A 22973-nucleotide genomic window follows, 5' to 3' on the forward strand; every position below is an offset into this window, starting at 1 on the left:
GGGGTTGCCCCACCCTGCCCCCTCGGCTAGACCGCAGCAAATCGCAAGGGATGCGACATGCCGCAGCACAGCCCCGCCGCCAGCCGGTCTTCTGGCGACTTCCCCCCGTTCCAGCAGCGCCATCTGATTTCCATTGCTGATCTGAAACAGCACGAAATCGTCGATCTGCTCGACCGGTCCGAACGGATGATCGAGATTTCCCGCCAGGAGCGCAAATCGCTCCCGACGCTTGCGGGAAAAACCCAGATCAATCTCTTCTTCGAACCCTCAACGCGAACGCAGTCCTCCTTCGAGATTGCCGGCAAGCGCCTCGGCGCGCTGGTGGTCAACATGTCGGTCAAGACCTCGTCCGTCTCCAAGGGCGAAACGCTGATCGATACGGCCGCCACGCTCAATGCCATGCGCCCCGACGTGCTGGTGGTGCGCCACTCTGCGGCCGGCGCCGTGGAGCTGCTCAGCCAGAAGGTTGGCTGTTCTGTGGTCAATGCTGGCGACGGCGCACACGAACACCCCACCCAGGCCCTGCTCGACGCCCTGACTATCCGTAACCACAAAGGCACGCTTGCGGGACTGACCGTGGCCATTTGTGGAGACATCGCCAATTCGCGTGTCGCCCGCTCGAACCTGCTCCTGCTCGGCGCGCTCAATGTCCGGACGCGCGTCATCGCCCCACGCACCCTTCTGCCCGCCGGCATTGAAAATTTGGCAACCGAAGTCTTCACCGACATGGAAGAGGGTCTCAAAGGCGTCGACGTGGTGATGATGCTGCGCCTGCAGCACGAGCGGGCCAATGGCAAGATGATCCCCTCTGTGCGCGAATATTACCGCTTCTATGGCCTGGACGAAGCCAAGCTGGCATGCGCCAAGCCTGACGCCATCGTCATGCATCCCGGGCCGATGAATCGCGGGGTTGAGATCGACCCGGCCATTGCCGATAGCGCACGGGCTGTGATCACCGATCAGGTTGAAATGGGCGTGGCGGTCCGCATGGCCGTGCTCGATGCCCTGCTGCCGGCAAGGAACCAACCATGATGCGCCCCCTCATCATCGACAATGCCCGTATCGTCGATCCGGCCTCGGCCACCGATCTTCTAGGGGCCGTTCTGATCGAAGACGGCCGCATCAGCGACCTGGCCACCGGCGGACCCGTTGGCGTCCCCGAGGGTGCCGAGGTGCTTGACGCTGGTGGGCTGGCGCTGGCGCCCGGCCTGATCGACATGCGCGTCTATGTTGGAGAACCCGGCAAGGAATATCGCGAAACCCTGACATCGGCAGGCGCAGCAGCGGTCGCAGGGGGTGTCACGAGTTTCGTGATGATGCCCGATACCACGCCCGTCGTGGATGACGGCGCCTTGGTCGACTTTCTCATTCGCCGTGCCCAGGCCCAGTCGCCGGCACGCATCTTGCCCGCCGCAGCCATAACCAAAGGGCTCCAGGGCAAGGAAATAACCGAGTTCGGCCTGCTCAAGGACGCCGGCGCGGTCTGCCTGACCGATGGCGCACAGTCCATCCAGTCCTCCTCACTGCTCCGCAGCGCCATGGGCTACGCCGCCAATTTCGACATGCCCTTTGTGCATCATCTCGCCGACGCCGAACTGGTGGGCGATGGCGTAATGAATGAGGGACTTTTCGCTACGATTCTGGGGTTGAGGGGCATCCCCCGAGAGGCCGAGACAATCCCGCTCTCGCGTGACCTGCAACTGGCTGCATTGACCGGGGTACGCTATCACGCGGCCCAGATTTCAACAGCTGGGTCAGCCGAACTGCTCCAGACGGCCAAGACCCGCAACAACAAGGTTACTGCTGGTATCTCTATCAACAATCTCTGCCTGAACGAGAACGACATCGGCCGCTACCGCACATATTTCAAACTCACCCCGCCTCTGCGCAGCGAGGATGACCGGCAAGCCATGATCGAGGCATTGCGCAACGGCACCATCGACACCATCCACTCCGACCACGACCCGCAGGATACCGAAGTCAAGCGCCAGCCCTTCGCTGAAGCCTCCAATGGTGCAATCGGGCTCGAGACCTTGCTGTCTGCCGCGCTGCGGCTTGTCCATTCCGGTGATGTCGAGCTGATGACCATATTGCGCGCTATGACATGCCGTCCTGCTGAAATCCTTGGTCTCGACGCCGGACGCATTGCACGGGGTGTCCCGGCCGATCTGATCCTCATCGATCTCGACTACCCCTGGCAGGTCACCGAGAAAAGCTTCCGCTCCCGCTCGCGCAATACCAGCTTTGAGGATGCCCGCATGCAGGGCAAGGTCATGCGCACTCTGGTTGGGGGCGAGAGCGTGTTCGTACATGAGGGCGCAGCGTGACCATTCCCTTTTTTGACGGTCACAACGACACCCTGCTGCGCCTCTTCGATCATGCCCGCACCGACAAGCTGGACATGTTCATCAATGGGGTCCAGGAGGGGCATATCGACCTTCCTCGCGCCCAATCTGCCGGTATGGCGGGCGGCTTTTTCGCCATGTTCCCCCCACCGCTCAAGGCCCATATTGCCCAGATTGCCGCCGCGCCGGACTACGCCAAGGGTGAATTGCCCCCGCAACTCGACCTCGCTGACGCCCAGCAATCCACCTTCGGCATGGCCGCATTGCTCTTCCAGCTCGAGCGCGCCGGCGCGCTGAAAGTCTGCCGCACAGTCGCAGAGCTGCGCGCCGCAATGGCGCAAGGCAAGCTGGCAACCATCTTCCATATCGAAGGCGCCGAGGCCCTCGACACCAATTTCCGCGCCTTTGAAGTTCTCCATGGCGCCGGTCTGCGGTCCATCGGCATCACCTGGAGCCGCGCCAATGCCTTTGGCACCGGCGTTCCCTTCCGCCATAATGCCGATCCCGATATCGGTCCTGGACTGAGCGATGCGGGCAAGGAGCTCGTGCGCCTGTGCGATCAGCGCGGCGTCCTCATTGACCTCAGCCACCTCAACGCCGCTGGTTTTCGCGATGTCTCGGCCATCTCAACAAAGCCACTCGTGGCGACGCACTCCAATGTCCACGCCATCTGTCCATGCACACGCAATCTGACTGATTGGCAGCTTGCTGCCATTCGAGAAAGCGGCGGGGTCGTGGGCCTCAATTTCGCTACCGGCTTCCTGCGGCCCGATGGGCGCTTCCTGCAGGATACGCCAATTGATCTCATGGTTCGCCACGTCGATGCCCTGGTGGAGGCCTTGGGCGAAGACGGAGTAGCACTGGGAAGCGACTTTGATGGCGCCATGATGCCCGCCGAAATCGGCGACATTACCGGCGTCCCCAAGCTGCTCCAGGCCTTGCTTGACAAGGGCTATGGCGAGAAACTGGTCCGCAAGATCGCGCTGGACAACTGGCTGGGTGTGCTCAAGCGCACGATAGGCTAGCGCCACCGGCTTCACCCCCGAGACGGGCGGGAGCGACGTTGCCGGGCAGTTGAGCCCTTAGAACGGAACGTCTTCAGACTTCGCGATCTTCTTCGCGGCTGGTTTCTTTGCCGCAGCTTTCTTTGCAGGGGCCTTTTTGGCCGCAGGCTTCTTGGCCGCCGCCTTCTTGGCAGGTGCGCGCTTCTTGCCGCCGGTCGCCTCAGCGCGAGCCGCAATCAGGGCGATCGCCTGCTCCACCGTCACGTCTTCCGGCTTAAGATCCTTGGGGAGGGTTGCGTTGATCTTGCCCTGATTGACATAGGGGCCATAACGACCCGCGCGCACGGTGATCGGCCCGCCATCATGCTCAAAGGTCTGGATTGCCGGCACAGCCGCGCCCCGCCCGCCGCGACCACCACTGGCTGCCTTCTGCGCGATCAGATCAACGGCGCGGTTGAGCCCTACCGTAAAGACCTCTTCCACGTCCGGCAGATTGGCATATTTGCCGTCATGCAGCAGGAACGGTCCATAGCGCCCAAGGCCCGCCGAGATGGGCAGACCCGTCTCGGGATGCAGACCAACCTCGCGTGGCAGGGCAAGCAATTGCAGCGCCTTTTCCAGCGTCATGCTGGCAGCGTCCCACCCCTTGGGCAGCGAGGAGCGCTTTGGCTCCTTGCCGTCACCGAGTTGCACATAGGGACCGAAACGGCCGGATTTGAGAAACACTTCCTCGCCGCTTGCCGGGTCTGTGCCGAGGACACCGTCGCCGGCAACCGCCTCGGAAGACTGGCCGGTGGCAGCGTCCGAAAGCTGCATGGTGTGTTTGCAATCCGGATAATTCGAGCAGCCGATAAAGGCGCCGAACTTGCCAAGCTTCAGCGACAACGTGCCGGTTCCGCAAGTGGGACATTTGCGCGGGTCCGAACCATCTTCCTTGGCCGGAAAGATATGGTCCGCCAGCATGTCATTGAGCGCGTCCAGCACTTCGGACACACGCAGATCTTTGATCTCCTCGGTCGCGACCGTGAAGTCCTTCCAGAAATCACGCAGCAGCACCTTGTAATCGAGTTCGCCAGCCGAGACCTGATCGAGCTGCTCTTCGAGATGAGCGGTAAAATCGTATTCGACGTAGCGGGAAAAGAAGCTTTCCAGGAACGAGGTCACAATGCGTCCGCGATCCTCGGGATGCAGCGCCTTGCCCTCAAGCTTGACGTAGTCGCGATCCTTGAGCGTGGTCAGGGTCGCCGCATAGGTAGAGGGGCGGCCAATGCCCAGCTCTTCCATCTTCTTGATCAGGCTCGCTTCAGTGTAACGCGCCGGCGGCTGGGTGAAATGCTGCTCGATCTCCACCTTTTTCAGCTCAGGCTTGTCGCCGACGGCCAGAGGGGGCAATTCGCGGCCTTCGTCGTCGCCGTCGCTGTCATTGTCAGACTTGGCCTCTACCCCGTAAAGGGTCAGAAAGCCTGGGAACTTCACCACCGATCCGGTCGCGCGCAGGGTTACGGCCCGGCCGGGCACATTGACAGCGATATCCACCGAGGTGCGGTCGATCTCGGCCGACGCCATCTGGCTCGCGAGCGTCCGCTTCCAGATAAGACCGTAAATCTTGGCCTGATCGGCATCGAGATTGAGGCTCTCGGGGCGCTTGAACATGTCGGTGGGGCGAATGGCTTCGTGCGCTTCCTGCGCATTCTTGGCCTTGGACTGATAGATGCGGGCCTTTTCAGGCAAATACTCCGCCCCAAAATACTTCCCGATCACCGAGCGCGCCATGGCAATACCCTCAGGCGCCATCTGCACCGCATCGGTGCGCATATAGGTGATCAGCCCATCTTCGTAGAGGCGCTGTGCAATCTGCATTGTCCGGTTGGGCGACAGGCCGAGCCGCGAAGACGCATCCTGCTGCAGGCTTGATGTGGTGAACGGCGCATAGGGATTGCGCTTGGTCGGCTTCTTCTCAACATTGGCCACATTGAACTGGCCGGCCTCGATCAGCTTCTTGAGCGCGGCGGCATCGTCGCCGGTCTTGACATCGAGCTTGTCGGTCTTCTTGCCGTCAACCGCGAACAGCCGCGCCAGGAAGCTCTTCCCGCCCTGTGCCAGATTTGCCTCTACGGACCAATATTCATCCGCCTTGAACTTTTCGATCTCGCGCTCGCGATCCGATACAAGCCGCAGCGCGACCGATTGGACGCGCCCCGCCGAACGTGAGCCCGGCAGCTTGCGCCACAGGATTGGCGACAGGGTGAAGCCCACCAGATAGTCTAGTGCCCGGCGCGCCAGATAGGCATCGACCAGAGGCATGTCGATATCACGGGGCGCAGCCATGGCAGCGGTAACGGCGTCCTTGGTGATCGCGTTGAACACCACGCGCTGCACCAGCGTGTCCTTCTTGAGCGCCTTTTTGGCGCGCAGAACATCCAGAATATGCCAGGAGATGGCCTCGCCTTCGCGATCCGGGTCAGTCGCCAGGATCAGCCCGTCCGCCCCCTTGAGCGCTGAGGCAATATCGGAGATGCGTTTCTTTGCCGCCGTGTCGACTACCCAGGACATGGCGAAATCTTCGTCCGGCCGCACCGAACCATCCTTGGCCGGCAGGTCACGGATATGGCCGAAGCTGGCCAGGACCTCATAGTCCTTGCCCAAATATTTGTTGATTGTCTTGGCTTTAGCCGGACTTTCAACGACGACGACCTTCATGGAATAGCTTTCCGCAACTGCCAACTCAAAGAGCGCGCAACATGGTGAAGGCGGATGCCGGTGTCAACGGGCAGCGCCTCAGCAGTCAAATTCACCTCATCGTACAAATGCGATAAAAGGCTTGCATCTCATCTACCATACATGCACGTTTGCTGAGGCGCGTCCTGCGCCAGAGACAACACCGACATTGCCATGCGAGATGCGTTCCGGCTTCACCGGAGACAGCCTTTGCATGTATTTAAGGAGGAGCGGACAATGGACTATCGCAAGCTTGGAAACAGTGGAGCCGTCGTCTCTCATCTTTGCCTCGGTACCATGACCTTTGGCGCTGAGTCCGACGAGGGCACTGCCCACACGCTGATGGACCGGTATGTTGAGGCCGGTGGCAATTTCCTCGATACCGCTGATGTCTATTCAGCCGGCACCTCAGAGGAAATCGTTGGGCGCTGGCTCAAGACGAAAAAACTGCGGGATTTGGTCATTGCAACCAAGGGCCGCTTCCCTATGGGCGATGGTCCGAACCATATCGGGCTGTCGCGCAAGCATCTGTCCGAAGCGCTCGAAGCCTCGCTGCGCCGGCTCGGGGTCGAGCAGATCGACCTCTACCAGATGCACGCCTGGGACGCCCTGACGCCGGTCGAGGAAACCCTGCGCTTTCTCGATGACGCCATCAGCGCGGGCAAGATCGCCTATTACGGCTTTTCGAACTTCCTGGGCTGGCAGCTCACCAAGGCCGTCTGGATCGCCAAACTGCAGGGCTTTGCGCCACCAGTGACCCTCCAGCCGCAATACAACCTGCTTGTCCGCGACATCGAGCACGAAATTGTCCCGGCCTGCCAGGACGCAAACATGGGTCTGCTGCCCTGGTCTCCGCTCGGCGGCGGCTGGCTCTCGGGCAAGTACAAGCGCGACCAGATGCCAACGGGCGTCAGCCGCCTGGGTGAAAACCCCAAGCGGGGCATGGAGGCCTATGAGGCCCGCAATGCGCAATCGCGCACCTGGGAGGTCATCGGGGCCGTCGAAGACATAGCCAAGGCCCGAGGCGCTAGTATGGCGCAGGTTGCCCTGGCCTGGACGGCCGCACAGCCTGCGGTGACCTCAGTGATCCTGGGCGTCCGCACCGAGCAGCAGCTCAACGACAATCTTGGTGCCGCAGACTTGGTCCTGACGGCTGAGGAAGTGGATCGACTGAACGCAGCCAGCAAGCCGGATATGTCCGACTACCCTTACGGTGTTGGAGGCGTCAATCAGCGCCACCGCAAGATCGAAGGCGGCCGCTGAGTCACTAAGTGCGGCCCCGTGCATCCATGCCGGGGCCGTATTCACACTTGCTTGAGGGACAGCAAAAGTGATGTCTATGCGGCAAATGACCGACATCGCTGCTGCCCTGATTCCCGATTTTGACCTGACCGCCCACAACACCCTGGCGCTGCGGGCCCGCTCACGCTTCGGCGTAATGATTGATCAGCCCACACTGTTGCCGGCCCTCTTCGACCATGCCGCCGCGCAGAACCTGCCGGTGCGGGTCCTCGGTGGTGGCAGCAATGTCGTGCTGGCGCCCGAATACGATGGGATCACGGCCCTGCTCACCTTGCCGGGGCGCAAGATCATCGATCAGACAATCCAAGGCACCCTGATCGAAGCCGCCGCAGGCGAAACTTGGCACGATTTCGTGCTGTGGACGGTGGACCAGGGCCTGGGTGGCCTGGAGAATCTGGCGCTTATTCCAGGCACGGTCGGTGCCGCGCCGGTACAAAATATTGGTGCCTATGGGGCTGAACTGGCCGATATCTTTCACTCACTAAGCGCCTATGACCGGGCCACTGGCGCCACATTGACATTTGGCAAGGACGAGTGCGCTTTCGGCTATCGCGACAGCATTTTCAAACGGCATCCGAACCGATACGTCGTTCTTGCCGTCCGCTTCGCCCTAACCGCGACCTGGACACCCAATCTGGGGTTCGCCGGTCTTTCTGATCTCGCCGGTTCGAAGGAAATCAGCCCTCGCACGGTCATGGATCGTGTTATCGAGTTGCGCACCAGCAAGCTCCCCGACTGGCGAGAAACACCCAATGCCGGCTCCTTTTTCCAGAACCCGATTGTCACGACGACTGAAGCCGGCCCGGTTCTGGATGATTTTCCATCCGCACCCTGCTATCCGCAGCCTGATGGCAGGGCAAAACTCTCGGCCGGCTGGCTGATCGAGAAATCCGGTCTCAAGGGCTACCGCTTGGGCCCGGCGGGCATCTCCGAGCGCCACGCGCTGGTTCTCGTCAATCATGGTGGCGCGCAGCAGGCAGACATTGCCGCTCTTGCCGGCCACATCAAGCAAACCGTTCAGACCCGGTTCGGCATTGCGCTGCACGAAGAACCCATCTTTCTCTAGCTGTAGCGCAGCGCCACCAATTGCCCGCTCGACCATTCGATCTGCCCGCCGATGTCGAGTTCGAGCAGCAGGATCTGCATGGCCTGCGGCGCGATACCGGTCTGGGCGATCAGCTCGTCGACGTCCACCGGCGTCGTGCTCAGCGCCTGCAGCAATTTGCTCCGGTCATCCGGCGCCGGCTCATTCTGCTCGGCGGCTTCGTCCGGCTGCCACTCCGGCTCGAACAGGGCATGGCGGGCAGGGTCTGCGCTACTCACCACCTCGATGATATCCGCTGCACTGGTGACGAGTCGCGCGCCCTGCTGGATCAGCAGATTGCCGCCCTCGGCCCTCGGATCGAGCGGCGAGCCGGGCACCGCAAAAACATCGCGATTCTGTTCGAGGGCCAGTCGTGCGGTAATCAGCGAGCCCGAGCGCTTGGCCGCCTCGACCACAACCACGCCGAGCGACAAACCCGAAACCAGCCGGTTACGCCTGGGAAAATCACGGGACCGGGGCTCCCAGCCTAGGGGCATCTCGGTCAGCAAGGCACCGCCATTATCGAGAATGTCGTGCGCAAGCGGAATATTCTCCTCGGGATAGATGCGATCAAAGCCCCCCGCGAGGACGGCAATCGTCCCCGTCTCCAGGCTAGCCCGATGCGCCGCGGCATCAATCCCCCGCGCAAGTCCCGACACCACGCTATAACCGCTCGCGCCAAGATCGCCCGCCAGCACACGGGTCATCTTGACCCCGGCGCTCGAGGCATTGCGTGCCCCGACGATACCCACTGTGCGGCGCCAATCCAGCCGTTCGCCCCCCGCCAAGGTCAACAATGGCGGGGCCCCGGAAATCTGCAGCAAATGTTCGGGATAGCCGGGCTCCCCTTGCCCGACCAGACGGGCGCCGTAGCGGTCGAGACCGGCGACTTCGTCCTCTGCCCGGGCCTGGCTGATCGCCTGCATCGGACGCCCCGCCTTGGCGCTGATATCTGGGAGCGCCTCCAGCGCCGCTTCCGCCGATCCAAACCGATTGAGCAACTGCCGAAAAGTCACCGGCCCGATATTTTCAGTGCGGATCAACCGCAGCCAGGCGATGCGTTGGGCGGGCGTCAGATCTCTGGTCACCCGTCCCGCCTGCATCAGCTAGCCTTTTTGTCGCTACCAATGGTCGGCTCGGTCCCCTTGAGCAGGCGAGCGATATTCTCCCGGTGCTGGAAGAACAGGAGCAACGCCAAGCCTGTCACCACCAAGGCCAGTCGCTCACCATTGAACACATAGGCAAAAATCGGCGCCGTCGCTGCGGCCGTCAGAGCGGCAATCGACGAAATCTTGCGGGTAAAGGCAATCAACAGCCACACAGCGCAGAAAATCAGTCCGGCAGGCCAGCTCAGCGCCAGAAGGGAGCCGATCATCACGGCCACCCCCTTGCCGCCCTTGAAACCAATCCAGGCCGGAAAGCAATGGCCTAAAAAGGCACCCAGCGCGGCAAACCGAGCAGCATCTTCACCCCAGAAGTAGCGCGCGATCAGAATGGGCGCGACGGCCTTGAGCGCATCGAGCACCAGCGTCGCTGCCGCGATGGGGCGATTGCCGGTGCGCAGCACATTGGTCGCACCGATATTGCCTGAACCAATGGATCGGATGTCACCCATGCCCGCCGCGCGGGTCAGGATCAGGCCAAACGGGATCGAGCCTGAAAGGTAGCCCAGCACCAGTGCGTAGATCAGCGGCAGTATTTCGGCGGGCATGAAGCGACCCTCTCCTCAAGGCGTTGCGCCAAGGTCTAGCCTCTCAACACACGATGTCACAAGAGGGTGAACCGATTTGCGCACCGCCGCATGGCTCCCCTGGTTTGGCAAAGCGCCGCCGATCCCCTACATAGGAGGCAATTTTCAGAAACACCCTATTCATGGCCAAATCCCAAAAACCAAAGAATACCTCCGGTCCCAAACGCCCTCGCCTGCCCGTGGCCGAGCGGCTCCCCACGCGCGAGCAATTGCTCGAAGCTTTGGCCCAGGAAGACAATATCAAGGGCAAACGCGACCTGGCCAAGGTCTTCGGCATACGCGGTGATATGCGACGTCCCTTCAAGGCCATGCTGGCCGAGCTTGAAGGTGAAGGCGTCATCACGCGCACCCGCAAGGCACTCCGCCGTACCGCCGCCCTGCGCCATGTCACCGTGCTCGATATTCCCGGCGATGCCGACCCTGACGACTTGCACGCCTTCCCCGCGCAGTGGAACCCGGAAGAAGGTGAAATGCCGCGCGTTCGCGTGCTGGTTGGCCCGCATGCCCGCGTCGTCCCCGCCCCCGGAGACCGCATTTTGGCCCGGATCGATGCGGGGGAGGACGCGGTTCCGGACTACACGGCCAAACCGATGAAGGTGCTCGACAAGCCACGCCGCGCCCATATCGGAATCGTCCGAAAGGATGAAGACGGCGCCCGCCTGATCCCGGTGGACCGCAAGCAGAAGGAAATGCGCATCGCCATGGGCGACCTCGGCGAGGCCGCAGATGGCGATCTGGTGGAAGTGGAGGTGAAATTCTCCGGCCGCCTGATGATCCCGCGTGCCCGCGTCACCACAGTTATCGGCAATCCGCACTCGGAAGGCGCCATCTCGCTGATCGCCATCCACAACCTCGAAATTCCCCATGTCTTTCCGCAAAGCGTGATCCGCGAAGCAGATGAGGCCAAGGAAGCCACCCTCAAGGGCCGCGAGGACTGGCGCGACCTGCCTCTCATCACCATTGATCCGGCAGACGCAAAGGACCACGACGACGCGGTCCACGCCGCTCCGGACGATGACGAGAAAAACCAGGGTGGCTATGTGGTTACAGTCGCCATTGCAGACGTGGCGGCCTATGTGAGGTCCGGTACGGCACTCGATCGCGAAGCCTATCTGCGCGGCAACTCGGTCTATTTCCCAGACCGTGTCGTCCCCATGCTGCCCGAGCGCATTTCCAACGAGCTATGTTCGCTCAAGGAAGGTGTGCCCCGCGCGGCTCTCGCCGTACGTATGGTGCTCGGCGCTGACGGCCGCAAGAAGAGCCACAGCTTCCATCGCATTCTCATGCGCTCTGCCGCCAAACTGTCCTACCAGCAGGCCCAGGAGGCGATCGATGGCAATCCCGACGATCAGACCGGCCCATTGCTTGATCCCATCCTCAGGCCTCTGTGGGATGCCTATACGGCTATGGCCTCGGCCCGTGACCAACGTGGCCCCCTTGACCTCGACCTGCCGGAACGCAAGATCCTGCTCGACGAGAAGGGGTTGGTGCGCGACATTCACGTGCCCGAACGCCTGGAGGCCCACCGGCTAATCGAGGAATTGATGATTGCCGCCAATGTGGCAGCCGCAGAAACGCTCGAGCAGAAGCGCAGCGAACTGCTCTATCGCGTACACGACGAGCCTTCTTCCGAAAAGCTCCAGGCCCTGCGTGAATTTCTCGGCAGTCTCGATATTGCCGTCAAGAAATCCGACAGCGTGCGCGCGGCTGACTTCAACGGCATTCTCCATCAGGCGCGCAAGGCCGGGAATATCGAGCAGGTCAGCGAGATGGTGCTGCGCAGCCAGGCGCAAGCAGAGTACTCAGCCGAGAATTACGGGCATTTTGGCCTTAATCTTGATCGCTACGCTCATTTCACCTCGCCTATCCGCCGCTATGCCGACCTGATCGTGCACCGCGCCCTGGTCAGCGCCCTGGGATTGGGCGACGACGGGCTGACGGATCAGGAAGCAAGCAAGCTCACCGGCATCGGCCAACACATCTCGGCCACCGAGCGCCGCGCCATGCTGGCCGAGCGGGAAACCTCCGACCGCCTTCTCGCCCAGTTCCTGGCCGAACGCATTGGCGCCCGGTTCATGGGCCGGGTCTCCGGCATTACCCGTTCGGGTCTCTTCATACGCCTGCTTGAAACCGGCGCAGACGGCTTCATCCCCGCTTCGACTCTCGGCCAGGACTATTACCGCTTTGTCCAGGAACGCCAGGCAATGATTGGCGAGCGCACCGGCGAAACCTTCACTTTGGGGGACCGCGTTGAAGTGCGTCTGCTCGAAGCTGCACCGGTGGCCGGCGCCCTGCGCTTTGAGCTCCTGTCCGAAGGCAAGCGCGGCAATCCGCCATCTGGCAAACGCCTGCGCAAAGGCGCACCTAGAAGCTTCGGCCCCAAAGGCCGGAGAAAGAGGTAACTGATGACCGATCAGACCCGTCTTCTCGACGAGCGCAGCGTACCTAACGCCATGTGGCGCGGCACGCTCTGCCGCTGTCCCCATTGTGGTCAGGGCAAGATGTTCCGTGCCTATCTCAAAACGGCCGAACAATGCGATGTGTGCGGCGAGGAACTCAGCCACCACCGGGCCGATGATTTTCCGCCCTATATCGCCATCACCATTGTGGGCCACATCATCGTCTTCCTGATGCTGCATCTGGACATGACCTATCACGTCCAGCCCATCACCTATGTGGTGACCATGGTGCCGCTCGCAATTGTCCTGCCACTGGCCATGCTGCCCTCAATCAAGGGTGCCATTGTCGGCCTGCAATGGGCCAATCGCATGTATGGATTCGGCACCGGACAACGCGATTGATCACCCGAAGGAACTGCCTTCCTTCGCCTTGACCAGTTCTCGCGGGCGGAAACGCAACGCTGACCAGGTGTCATCCAGAGCCACCACCCGCACAGGCCGCCACCCGGCGGCATCGAGGCGATCCCAGCCCAGATCTCGGCTTAGACCTGCCGCTTTGGCTTGTCGCCCCTTGCGATAAGCCACCCAGAGCAGACCGTCATACGGCATATGCGCCAGTATCCTTGGCATGAGTGCCTGAACGTCTGCGGCGGCGTCGAAAAATACCAATACGCCGTCATAACCGTCCGCTTCGCGGACAATCTCAACCTCTGCGCCAGCGGATATCTCCGCCGCAAGAGCCCTGGGAACATTGACGAGCCAGAGCTTGGCCCCGGACTTGATCTGCAACTTCTTGAGCAGGGTGGTTGGTGCTGTCATATCAAGTCTCCTCGCCTCCATCCTATCACTTGACATCCTGCCGCAAATCCGTAGTTTGCGCCCAAATTCCGGCGCTGCCCCGCTGCAGCGCTTTTCGCTTTGTGAAGGACTTCAGAAATGGCCAAGGCCGCCACCATCAAGATCAAGCTCGTCTCGACGGCCGATACCGGCTTTTTCTACGTGACCAAGAAGAACGCCCGCACCCAGACTGAGAAGCTGGCGTTCAAAAAGTACGACCCGGTCGTGCGCAAGCATGTTGAATTCAAGGAAGCCAAGATCAAGTAATCTGGCGTTCCCGGTCTGAATGAACAACCCCCCGCAAGCGATTGCGGGGGTTTTGTTTTGTGCCCTTCAGGTCGCACGCGCGTTTGCATCCCCACTCCTCATACAAGTGCCTGTCGGCCAATGCACAAGGAATGGGGCGTCACTGCGTCCACAGGCGACTGTGCACAACGCGTCCAACTCTGATGGTAAAGAGTGGCTGGTCCGGAGCGGCATGTCGAAGAGGCCACTCTGTCCGCGTCCGGACCAACCGCCCTACGGAACTCAGGAGTTGCGGCGGACCTGAGATGGGCCGTAGGGAGCGAGCGGTATTGGGATATCTCCCAAGACCGTCTGAAGTGAACCTAGTCCCAACCCGGTCAAAGGCCAAGCGAATCCCGCATCGGGACGCCATCAACCACTTGTTAATTATAACGAATAACCCTAACGGCGAGCATTTTAGCAAACGGCCGTCATGCCGCGTCGAAAATGACCCGGTTCCGGCCCTCGCGCTTGGCCCGGTACAACGCAACATCGGCGCGCTTGACGAAGGTCTCCGGCGTATCAGCCTGGCTCTCCTTGAGCGCCACACCGGCCGAAACCGTAACCGATAGCGGACGGGTCGACCCAACCTCGAACGGCTTTTCCGCCATCGATTGGCGCACGCGTTCGGCAACCGCCTCTGCCTGCCCGGTGTCCGTATCAGGCATCAGAACCACGAACTCTTCGCCACCAAACCGGCAGGCTAGGTCCACGCCCCGGATATTGCGCTTGAGGCGGGCAGCAAATTCCCGCAACACCGCATCGCCCACATCGTGGCCGTGATTGTCGTTCACCGCCTTGAAGTGATCGATATCCAGGATCATCAGCGCAATGTCTCGATCCTGCTCCTGCGCCTTGCTCAGCATGACATTCAGGTGCCGATCAAAGTAGCGCCGATTGTAGAGACCGGTCAGTTCATCCGTGACCGCCAGGGCCATGGTATTGTTGACGCTTTCGCGCAATTCCATCGCATAGCGGTGCCGGCGAACTTGGGTTCGTACCCGCGCCTGCAGCTCGTTTCGCTCCACCGGACGGTTGATATAGTCGTTGACGCCCAGATCGAGCGCCCGAACCACGCGCGGTTTATCGGCACTATCGGCCATCAGAATGATAGGGAGATTTCTCGCATGGTCCACGGTGCGAATCTGCGAGCTGACGCGCAGCGGATCAAAATCGTCCAGACTCATGCTGACCAGGGCCAGCTCATAGCCGCCCCCGGCGACCTGAAACACAGCGTCAGCCGGTTCTGTCAGAATATCGACCTTGTGTTCCGCCGAGAGATAACCCTGGATGCGTTCTGCGTGACGTCTGTCGGTATCAATGATCAGCACCGAACCTTCGCTGGCCGAAATGCTGTCCATGGCGCGCAGGGCGTCTTCAACGGCGATCTGCTGACCGGTCAGGGCTCGCGCGCGCAATTCATCGGTCAGCGACTTGAGCCGGACCAGGCTCTTTACCCGTGCCATGAGCTGGGTGTCGTCCACCGGCTTGGTCAGGAAATCATCGGCGCCCGCCTCGAGACCTTGAACCCGGTCCGAGGACTGGTCGAGCGCCGTGATCATCAGCACGGGCAAATGATGTGTCTTGGGATTGGCCTTGAGACGCCGGCAGACCTCGAACCCGTCCATTTCCGGCATCATCACGTCGAGCAGGACGATGTCGACATCCTGGCTATTACATATATCCAGCGCCAGGGACCCGGAACTTGCGGTCAGGACCTCATAATATTCCGCGCTCAGCCGCGCCTCGAGCAGACGAACATTGGTTGGAATATCGTCGACGATAAGAACACGCGCGGTCACTGCACTACCCCGGATTGGAACGGACTGCCAGCATCTCCTCGCTGGCTTCAAGCTCGCCGCAACCGGTCATCCATCCCATGGCGCCGGTCAGGCAGGCCCAATGTAGTGCGCAATGGTTTCCAGAAAGTGAGACACCGAGATCGGCTTGGAAATGTATCCCTCGCAGCCGCCCTGCAGGATGCGTTCTTCATCACCCTTCATGGCAAAGGCTGTCACGGCTACCACAGGAATATGGGCAAGCTCATCATCGTCCTTGAGCCATTTGGTGACCACCAGCCCCGAGACTTCCGGAAGCTGGATATCCATCAGGATCAGATCCGGCATATGCGCTCGGGCAAGATCCAGCGCCTCCATGCCGTTGCGCGTCTGGATCACCGCGTATCCGCGTGATTCCAGGAGATCGTTGAAGAGCTTCATGTTCAGCTCGTTGTCTTCTACGATCATCACAGTCTTGGGCATTCTACCTCGCTTGGGCACCGCTGGGCGTCCGGGGCCTGAAAACTCTGGTCAGCCCTTGGACAGACCTTCGCATTCACCTGCATTCTGGGCTAGCATTCAAACTCTAACAAAACACCAAGTGAGACCGCCCCGTGCCAGCATCCGACCGCTCCGCACCCAATATTTCTACCCTAGCGGACATGTGCCTGGGCTTTCTTGCGGAAAATCCGGAAGAACTGCTTGGCTTCATGCAGCATGCCGGCCTCACACCCGACGCTTTGCGCGCCGCTATTGGCTCGGATCGGCTGCAGCTCGGCCTCATCGACTACTTTGCCGCAAATGAACCGATTCTGCTCGCCTTGTGCGCAAACTCGGGCACCACTCCGGAGCAGTTCATGCGCGCCTGGCATCGCCTGAACCAAGTGGACTAACATGGCGACCGACTGGTTTTGCCGCGATTGTCTGCAGGCCGGATCCTCAACTCCTGTTCCAGGCCGTTGCCCGGCCTGCGGTTCACCACGCTTGCGGAGCCATCATGAGCTCTTTGCGCTCTCTATCGCCCATGTCGATTGCGATGCCTTTTACGCTTCCGTCGAAAAGCGGGACGACCCTTCGCTGCGCGACAAGCCGCTGATCATCGGGGGTGGCCAGCGCGGTGTGGTCTCCACCTGTTGCTATATCGCTCGCCAATCGGGTGTGCGCTCGGCCATGCCCATGTTCAAGGCGCTCGAGCTTTGTCCGGACGCTGTCGTCATCAGGCCCAACATGGCCAAATATGTCGATGTCAGCCGCCAGATCAGGCGGCATATGGATGCGTTGACGCCCTTGGTAGAGCCGATCTCCATTGACGAGGCCTTCCTTGACATGACCGGCACCGAGCGCGTGCACAAGGCGCCCCCTGCCCTGAGCCTGGCCCGCTTTGCCCTGTCCATCGAGCAGGAGATTGGCGTCACCATCTCGGTCGGCCTCAGCCACAACAAGTTTCTCGCCAAGGTTGCGTCCGATCTCGACAAGCCCCGCGGCTTTGCGGTCATCGGCGCCGCTGAAACGCTGGAATTCCTCGCCCCCAAGCCCATCAATCTGATCTTTGGCGTCGGCAAGGTCTTTTACGAAACGCTGAAGAAGGATGGCTACCACACCATCGGCCAGCTCCAGCAGGAGGACCCGACCCGCCTCATCCGGCTCTATGGAGAATCGGGCGCCCGGCTTGCGCGGCTGGCACAGGGCCAGGATGCCCGGCGCGTCTCCAATGATGGAGACATGAAGACAGTCTCCTCCGAAACAACCTTCTCCCGCGATCTGACAGGTCTGGAAGAGCTGTCCACCGAACTGCTGCAATGTTCGGAGCGCCTCTCCGAACGTCTCAAAGCCAAGGGCTTGGTTGGCGACACGGTCACAATCAAGCTCAAGACGGCCGGATTTAAGTTGCGCACACGCGCTCGACATCTGATGATGCCAACACAGCTTGCCAATGTTCTTTACGAGACAGGCACGAGCCTATTGACGCGGGAGGTGGACGGCACGCCGTTTCGCCTCATCGGCATCGGGGTTTCGGGCTTGGCCCCAGCAGACGGATCAGACCCCGGCGACTTGCTGGAACCCCAGGTTGCAAGAAAAGCTGCCGCCGAGCGGGCCATGGATAAGGTTCGCACCAGATTTGGGCGTACCGCCGTTGTTCGCGGCAAGCTATATAGCACTAGGCCCACGACTCCTCTGGGCCCGATATCCGAAGAAGAAGCAGACGACCTCGAAGGCAAGACCAAATGACCGACCCGATCGAAAAGCTCCGCGAATATGGCTATGAGCTGCCCGCACCCAAGGCACCAGTGGCCAGTTATGTGCCCGTCAATCGTAGCGGCAACCTGCTCTATGTTTCCGGCCAGCTCTCCAGCAACGAGAATGGCGTAGTGCAGGGCCTCCTGGGTGACAACATGAACGTCGTCCAGGGTGGCAATGCCGCTGAACTGTGCGCCGTCAACATTCTGGCCCAGATTGAGCACACGGCCGGCGTGCCACTGCACGAGATCAAGAAGATCGTGAAGCTGACGGTCCTGGTGGCCTCGACTTCCGACTTTTTCGAACAGCATCTGGTGGCTAATGGCGCCTCCGACCTTCTGGTCAACGTGTTGGGCGACAAGGGCAAGCACGCCCGTGCCGCATTCGGCGTAGCTGCTCTTCCCATGGGCGCAGCCGTCGAGATCGAGGCAGTCGTCGAGGTTTAGCACCATCGCCCCGGTTGCGACCGGGGCACCGTCTCCCCATATCGCTCAGACACGTTCCAAGGCCTGCCAACGAAGTGTCCGAAACCCAATACACTGCCACTATCCATCCCAGCACCGCATCCATTCCAGCTTCGGTGTGGAACGGTCTGGCGCCCGCCACCGATGGCGCAGTCGACAATCCGTTTCTTGATCACGCCTTCTTCCTGGCACTTGAGGAGTCCGGCTGCGCCACCGGCCAGACCGGCTGGCAGGCCCAGCACATCCTGCTCACCGACGGAACAAACACACCAGTCGGCCTTCTTCCGCTATTCCTGAAATCGCACTCCATGGGCGAATATGTCTTCGACCATGGCTGGGCCAATGCGCTTGAGCGGGCCGGCGGCCATTACTATCCCAAACTGCAGGGCTCGGTGCCATTTACACCGGCGACCGCCCCCAAACTGCTTGTGCCCTCACACAGTCTGGAAGCACAGGCCGCGCTCCTTTCGACGGCACAGCAACTGGCCGGTCGGCACGATGCATCTTCGATCCACCTTACCTTCGTGCCGGAACTGGAGGCCGAACTGGCGGGGTCGCTCGATTGGCTGCGCCGCGTCGATACCCAGTTCCATTGGCACAATCGGAACTACGGGAGTTTCGAGGAATTCCTCGAAACCCTCTCGTCCCGCAAACGCAAGACCATCCGCCGGGAGCGCCGCGATGCGCTGGCGGATGGTCTGGAAGTCCGCTGGCTTTCAGGCAGCGATATCCGGGAGCACCACTGGGACGCCTTCTATGCCTTCTATGAAGATACCGGCGCCCGCAAATGGGGCCGTCCCTATCTCAATCGCACCTTCTTTTCACTCCTCAGCCAGTACATGGCCGATCGCGTCGTGCTGATGCTGGCCTATGATGGCGACACCCCAATTGCCGGGGCCATCAATTTTCGTGGCAAGGACGCGCTTTATGGCCGCAATTGGGGCGCCACGCGTGACGTACCGTTTCTGCATTTCGAGGTCTGCTACTACCAGGCCATCGACTATGCCATTGCCCACAAGCTTGCCGTGGTCGAAGCTGGTGCGCAGGGTGAACACAAGCTGGCACGTGGCTACGAACCCGTCTTGACCCACTCTATCCACTGGATCGCTCATCCGGGTCTCAGGAACGCTGTCGCTGATTATCTCGAAGACGAGCGTCCGGCGATCGTACAGCAGCAGGAGCTGCTTGAAGGCTTCACGCCGTTCCGCAAGGGCGAGCGCCAGGAGCGATAGTTTTCAGCCCTTCTCGGCCTTGACCAGGGAGCCAATCCCTTGCCATGCCTACTAGGCAGCAGGAGTACACCGCATGACCTATGATCCCGCAAACATCTTCGCAAAAATCCTCAAGGGCGAACTGCCCTGCCACAAGGTCCATGAGGACGAGAACGCGCTGGTGATGATGGACATCTTCCCCCAGTCCAAGGGACATGCCTTGATCATCCCCAAGGTCGCCTCGCGCAACCTGCTCGACGCCAATCCCGCCACCTTGTCCTCGGTCATGCCGCTGGTGCAGCGCGTTGCCAAGGCCGTCAAGGCGGCCACCAAAGCCGATGGGGTTCGCCTGGTCCAGTTCAACGAAGCGCCAGCGGGACAAACTGTCTTCCACCTGCACTTCCACATCATCCCGGTTTATGAAGGCGTGGCGTTGGGCACCCATGGCGGCGGGAAAGCCGACGACGCAGAACTGGCCGCACTCGCCAAAGACATTGCGGCCCATCTCTGACGCGCCATGACACCGGCCCGTCATCTCGCCCTTGGCATGGTGCTGACCGCCACGGCAGGCCTTGTTGACGCGGTAGGGTTCATCGAACTGGGTGGATATTACACGTCCTTCATGAGCGGCAACACAACCCAGGGCGGCGCAGCGCTGGTGGACGGCTCCTGGCCAATCGTCCTGCTGACCGCCTCACTCATTGTGCTGTTCTTCATTGGCAGCGTCCTTGGCAATTTGCTGGCCATCTCCACTCCACGCTGGGGGCCGGCAGCGGTCAGCTTCGCTGTCCTGCTTGGGGTCGCGCTGACCTTGGCCCTTGCTCTGGGCGGTCTTCCAGCCAGTCAGGCCATGCTTGTGCTCGCCGCAACCGCCGGGGCGCAGAACGCAATTCTGCCCATGCGCGGCGCCGTCCGACTTGGCGCCACCTTCGTCACCGGCACCCTCTATATGGCCGGTCAGGATCTGGCACTTGCTCTAAGGGGTGCCGCGCCCAAGCTGCGCTGGCTGCAACACTTGGCGATCTGGTTTGGTTTGTTCGGCGGCGCAGCCCTTGGTGCCCTGCTCTACCGCATCGTCGGCGTTCACACACTTTTTTTGGCTGTGGCGATCTACACTGCCTTTGCACTCACCCATCTTTGGGCCGGCAGCAGATCGGCAACATGAAAAGGGCCGGAATCGCTTCCGGCCCTTCTGATCTTCAACGCAACACAAACCTCAGTTCTTGTCCGCAGTCGCCTTTGGTTTCTTAGGCTTCGGCAGAGCCTTGGGCTTTGCCGGCCGCGGCGGTACAGCCACCAGCTCCAGCTTGGCTTCAGTGCCTTCGCCCACCACCGCCACTGTCACCGAACCACCATTGACCAATTCGCCGAACAGTACCTGATCGGCCAGCGGCTTCTTGACGTGCTCCTGGATCACCCGGCCCAGCGGGCGAGCACCCATGCGCTCATCATAGCCATGCTCGGCCAACCAGTCGGCCGCCTCGGGCGTGAGGTTGATCGTCACGCCACGTTCGGCCAACTGGCCTTCGAGTTGCAACACAAACTTCTCGACCACCCGGCGCACCACTTCACGTGGCAGCGGCGCAAACGAAATGATCGCATCCAGGCGGTTGCGGAACTCTGGGCTGAAGGTGCGGTTGATCGCCTCCTCGTCGTCGCCCTGTTCGCGCTTGCGGCCAAAGCCGATCGGCGCGCGCGCCAGTTCTGCCGCACCGACATTGGACGTCATGATCAGGATGACATTGCGGAAATCCACCGCCTTGCCATTATGGTCAGTCAGCTTGCCGTGGTCCATCACCTGCAGCAGCACGTTGTAAAGGTCCGGATGGGCTTTCTCGATCTCGTCGAGCAACACCACGCAATGCGGATGCTGGTCGACGCCATCGGTCAGCAGCCCGCCCTGATCGAACCCGACATAGCCCGGAGGCGCACCTAGCAACCGGCTGATCGTGTGGCGTTCCATATATTCGGACATGTCGAAGCGCAGCAGTTCCACGCCGAGCGTGTCGGCCAACTGCTTGGCGACCTCTGTCTTGCCGACACCGGTCGGACCGGTAAACAGATACGAACCTATCGGTTTCTCCGGTTCGCGCAGACCAGCACGCGCCAGCTTGATCGCCGAGGACAGCGCTGTAATGGCGTCATCCTGCCCGAACACCACGGTCTTGAGGCTCTGTTGCAGTCCCGACAGCAGTTCGGCATCAGACTTGGACACCGATTTGGGTGGAATGCGCGCAATCGAGGCAATCGTGGTCTCGATATCCTCGACATCGATGGTCTTCTTGCGCTGGTCCTCGGGCAGCAGCATCTGGCTGGCCCCAGTCTCGTCGATCACGTCAATCGCCTTGTCCGGCAGCTTGCGATCTGTGATGTAGCGTGCGCTCAGCTCCACCGCAGCCTTGAGGGCCTCATCGGTATATTTGAGCTTGTGGAACTCTTCAAAATAAGGTCGCAGCCCTTTGACTATCTCGATGGCATCGGGAACAGTCGGCTCATTGACGTCGATCTTCTGGAAGCGGCGCACCAGAGCGCGATCCTTCTCGAAGAACTGGCGGTATTCCTTATAGGTGGTCGAACCGATGCAACGGATCGCCCCGCTCGCCAAAGCGGGCTTGAGCAGGTTCGAGGCATCGAGCGCGCCGCCCGAAGTGGCACCGGCACCGATCATGGTGTGGATCTCGTCGATGAAGAGCACCGCATTTGGCATCTTCTCGAGTTCCTTCATCACCGCCTTCAGCCGCTCCTCGAAGTCTCCGCGATAGCGGGTACCGGCGAGCAGCGCGCCCATGTCGAGCGCGTAGATGACTGCTTCCTTGAGCACCTCAGGCACATCGCCTTCAATGATCTTGCGTGCCAGACCTTCGGCGATAGCCGTCTTGCCAACACCCGCGTCACCGACATAGAGCGGATTGTTCTTCGAACGGCGGCACAAAACCTGAATGGTCCGGCGCAATTCGGTGTCGCGCCCGATCAGAGGGTCAATCTTGCCGGCCCGGGCCTTCTCGTTGAGGTTGACGCAGAAATCGGCCAGCGCCGAACTCTTCTTGGCGTCCGCACCACCTTCGGAATGCGCTTCACCCTCCTCGGCGCCATGCACCTTGCGCTCTTCGCTCGGGCCGGACTTGGTAATGCCGTGAGAGATGAAATTGACCGCGTCAAGCCGGCTCATGTCCTGCTGTTCCAGGAAATAGGCCGCGTGGCTTTCGCGCTCTGCAAAAATGGCAACAAGCACGTTGGCACCCGTAACCTCTTCGCGACCGGATGACTGCACGTGAATGACCGCGCGCTGGATCACGCGCTGGAAAGCAGCGGTCGGTCGTGCATCCTGGCCGTTCTGCACGACGAGGCTGTCCAGTTCTTCATTGATGAAATCTTCGAGGTCACTCTTGAGCGCGTCGATATCGACGTCGCACCCGGTCAGCACGGCCAGCGTATCGCGGTCGTCTGTCAGGGCCAGAAGCAGGTGCTCGAGCGTGGCAAACTCATGGTTGCGCTCACGGGCCAGGTTCATCGCCTGGTGCAGGGCCTTTTCGAGTCCGCGCGAAAATGAGGGCATAT

The 22973-nt window shown here is 61.0% G+C and carries 21 protein-coding genes; 14 read left to right on the forward strand and 7 right to left on the reverse strand.

Annotation, left to right across the window (positions count from 1 at the left end; all coding sequences use genetic code 11):
• The first annotated feature begins 57 nt into the window (after nucleotides 1-57).
• From GO014_RS04005 to GO014_RS04015, 3 genes are read left to right on the forward strand one after another with little or no spacing between them, the layout of a single operon-like run.
• The gene (locus tag GO014_RS04005; protein ID WP_157289198.1) at nucleotides 58-1032 is read left to right on the forward strand and encodes an aspartate carbamoyltransferase catalytic subunit; all 975 of its coding nucleotides are present in this window, start codon (nucleotides 58-60) and stop codon (nucleotides 1030-1032) included.
• Nucleotides 1032-2327: a dihydroorotase gene (pyrC, locus tag GO014_RS04010; protein ID WP_179952939.1), complete on the forward strand. Its 1296-nt coding sequence runs from the start codon at nucleotides 1032-1034 to the stop codon at nucleotides 2325-2327. Before GO014_RS04005 ends, pyrC begins: the two co-directional genes overlap by 1 nt.
• Nucleotides 2324-3370, forward strand: coding sequence for a dipeptidase (locus GO014_RS04015; protein ID WP_343030760.1), 1047 nt, complete (start codon nucleotides 2324-2326; stop codon nucleotides 3368-3370). Before pyrC ends, GO014_RS04015 begins: the two co-directional genes overlap by 4 nt.
• 57 nt (nucleotides 3371-3427) lie before the next feature.
• Here the strand turns inward: GO014_RS04015 and topA are convergent, their stop codons facing one another.
• Nucleotides 3428-6049, reverse strand: coding sequence for a type I DNA topoisomerase (topA, locus tag GO014_RS04020; protein WP_157289200.1), 2622 nt, complete (start codon nucleotides 6047-6049; stop codon nucleotides 3428-3430).
• 255 nt (nucleotides 6050-6304) lie between these two features.
• On the opposite strand from topA, the gene GO014_RS04025 reads away from it, so the two are divergent.
• Together GO014_RS04025 and murB are read left to right on the forward strand one after the other, a co-directional pair.
• Complete coding sequence (locus GO014_RS04025) at nucleotides 6305-7330, forward strand: aldo/keto reductase (RefSeq protein ID WP_157289201.1); 1026 nt, start codon at nucleotides 6305-6307, stop codon at nucleotides 7328-7330.
• Between the two features lie 70 nt (nucleotides 7331-7400).
• A complete protein-coding gene (gene murB, locus GO014_RS04030; RefSeq protein ID WP_157289202.1) occupies nucleotides 7401-8435 on the forward strand; it encodes a UDP-N-acetylmuramate dehydrogenase in 1035 nt (344 codons plus the stop codon).
• Here the strand turns inward: murB and dprA are convergent.
• Together dprA and plsY are read right to left on the reverse strand one after the other, a co-directional pair.
• Nucleotides 8432-9556, reverse strand: a complete 1125-nt coding sequence (gene dprA / locus GO014_RS04035) for a DNA-processing protein DprA (RefSeq protein ID WP_157289203.1) — start codon at nucleotides 9554-9556, stop codon at nucleotides 8432-8434. The two genes, murB and dprA, sit on opposite strands and share 4 nt — an antisense overlap.
• Nucleotides 9556-10164 carry a glycerol-3-phosphate 1-O-acyltransferase PlsY gene (gene plsY / locus GO014_RS04040; RefSeq protein ID WP_157289204.1) on the reverse strand — a complete coding sequence of 203 codons (609 nt, stop codon included), beginning with the start codon at nucleotides 10162-10164 and terminating at the stop codon, nucleotides 9556-9558. The genes dprA and plsY overlap by 1 nt, the downstream gene beginning before the upstream one ends.
• 161 nt (nucleotides 10165-10325) lie before the next feature.
• Here plsY and rnr point away from each other — a divergent pair, with 161 nt between their 5' ends.
• On the forward strand, nucleotides 10326-12605 hold the full coding sequence (rnr, locus tag GO014_RS04045; protein ID WP_157289205.1) for a ribonuclease R: 2280 nt from the start codon (nucleotides 10326-10328) through the stop codon (nucleotides 12603-12605).
• A 3-nt stretch (nucleotides 12606-12608) separates the two neighbouring features.
• Nucleotides 12609-13004, forward strand: a complete 396-nt coding sequence (locus GO014_RS04050) for a DUF983 domain-containing protein (protein WP_157289206.1) — start codon at nucleotides 12609-12611, stop codon at nucleotides 13002-13004.
• Here GO014_RS04050 and GO014_RS04055 read toward each other — a convergent pair whose 3' ends face one another.
• Entirely contained in the window at nucleotides 13005-13421 is a 417-nt protein-coding gene (locus GO014_RS04055) for a hypothetical protein (protein WP_157289207.1), read from the reverse strand. It lies immediately after the preceding gene.
• A 117-nt stretch (nucleotides 13422-13538) separates the two neighbouring features.
• Between GO014_RS04055 and rpmG the strand changes: the two genes are divergently transcribed.
• A complete protein-coding gene (rpmG, locus tag GO014_RS04060) occupies nucleotides 13539-13706 on the forward strand; it encodes a 50S ribosomal protein L33 (RefSeq protein WP_046104197.1) in 168 nt (55 codons plus the stop codon).
• 449 nt (nucleotides 13707-14155) lie between these two features.
• On the opposite strand, the gene GO014_RS04065 is transcribed toward rpmG, so the two are convergent.
• Both GO014_RS04065 and GO014_RS04070 read right to left on the reverse strand, forming a co-directional pair.
• On the reverse strand, nucleotides 14156-15526 hold the full coding sequence (locus GO014_RS04065) for a PleD family two-component system response regulator (protein WP_343030762.1): 1371 nt from the start codon (nucleotides 15524-15526) through the stop codon (nucleotides 14156-14158).
• An 87-nt stretch (nucleotides 15527-15613) separates the two neighbouring features.
• The gene (locus GO014_RS04070) at nucleotides 15614-15985 is read right to left on the reverse strand and encodes a response regulator (protein WP_104894307.1); all 372 of its coding nucleotides are present in this window, start codon (nucleotides 15983-15985) and stop codon (nucleotides 15614-15616) included.
• Between the two features lie 131 nt (nucleotides 15986-16116).
• Here GO014_RS04070 and GO014_RS04075 point away from each other — a divergent pair, with 131 nt between their 5' ends.
• From GO014_RS04075 to GO014_RS04100, 6 genes are all read left to right on the forward strand, one after another.
• Nucleotides 16117-16395 carry a DUF3572 family protein gene (locus GO014_RS04075; protein ID WP_157289209.1) on the forward strand — a complete coding sequence of 93 codons (279 nt, stop codon included), beginning with the start codon at nucleotides 16117-16119 and terminating at the stop codon, nucleotides 16393-16395.
• 1 nt (nucleotide 16396) lies between these two features.
• Complete coding sequence (locus GO014_RS04080) at nucleotides 16397-17731, forward strand: DNA polymerase IV (protein ID WP_157289210.1); 1335 nt, start codon at nucleotides 16397-16399, stop codon at nucleotides 17729-17731.
• Nucleotides 17728-18186: a RidA family protein gene (locus GO014_RS04085; protein WP_157289211.1), complete on the forward strand. Its 459-nt coding sequence runs from the start codon at nucleotides 17728-17730 to the stop codon at nucleotides 18184-18186. Before GO014_RS04080 ends, GO014_RS04085 begins: the two co-directional genes overlap by 4 nt.
• A 74-nt stretch (nucleotides 18187-18260) precedes the next feature.
• On the forward strand, nucleotides 18261-19436 hold the full coding sequence (locus GO014_RS04090; protein ID WP_343030763.1) for a GNAT family N-acetyltransferase: 1176 nt from the start codon (nucleotides 18261-18263) through the stop codon (nucleotides 19434-19436).
• 73 nt (nucleotides 19437-19509) lie between these two features.
• Nucleotides 19510-19926 (forward strand): HIT family protein, encoded by a 417-nt coding sequence (locus GO014_RS04095; RefSeq protein ID WP_157289213.1) that lies wholly within the window; start codon nucleotides 19510-19512, stop codon nucleotides 19924-19926.
• A 6-nt stretch (nucleotides 19927-19932) separates the two neighbouring features.
• Nucleotides 19933-20580, forward strand: coding sequence for a YoaK family protein (locus GO014_RS04100; RefSeq protein ID WP_157289214.1), 648 nt, complete (start codon nucleotides 19933-19935; stop codon nucleotides 20578-20580).
• 51 nt (nucleotides 20581-20631) lie between these two features.
• Here the strand turns inward: GO014_RS04100 and clpA are convergent, their stop codons facing one another.
• Nucleotides 20632-22971 carry an ATP-dependent Clp protease ATP-binding subunit ClpA gene (gene clpA / locus GO014_RS04105; protein WP_157289215.1) on the reverse strand — a complete coding sequence of 780 codons (2340 nt, stop codon included), beginning with the start codon at nucleotides 22969-22971 and terminating at the stop codon, nucleotides 20632-20634.
• Nucleotides 22972-22973 lie beyond the last annotated feature (2 nt).

The organism is Devosia marina (assembly GCF_009758415.1).
GTDB lineage: Bacteria > Pseudomonadota > Alphaproteobacteria > Rhizobiales > Devosiaceae > Devosia > Devosia marina.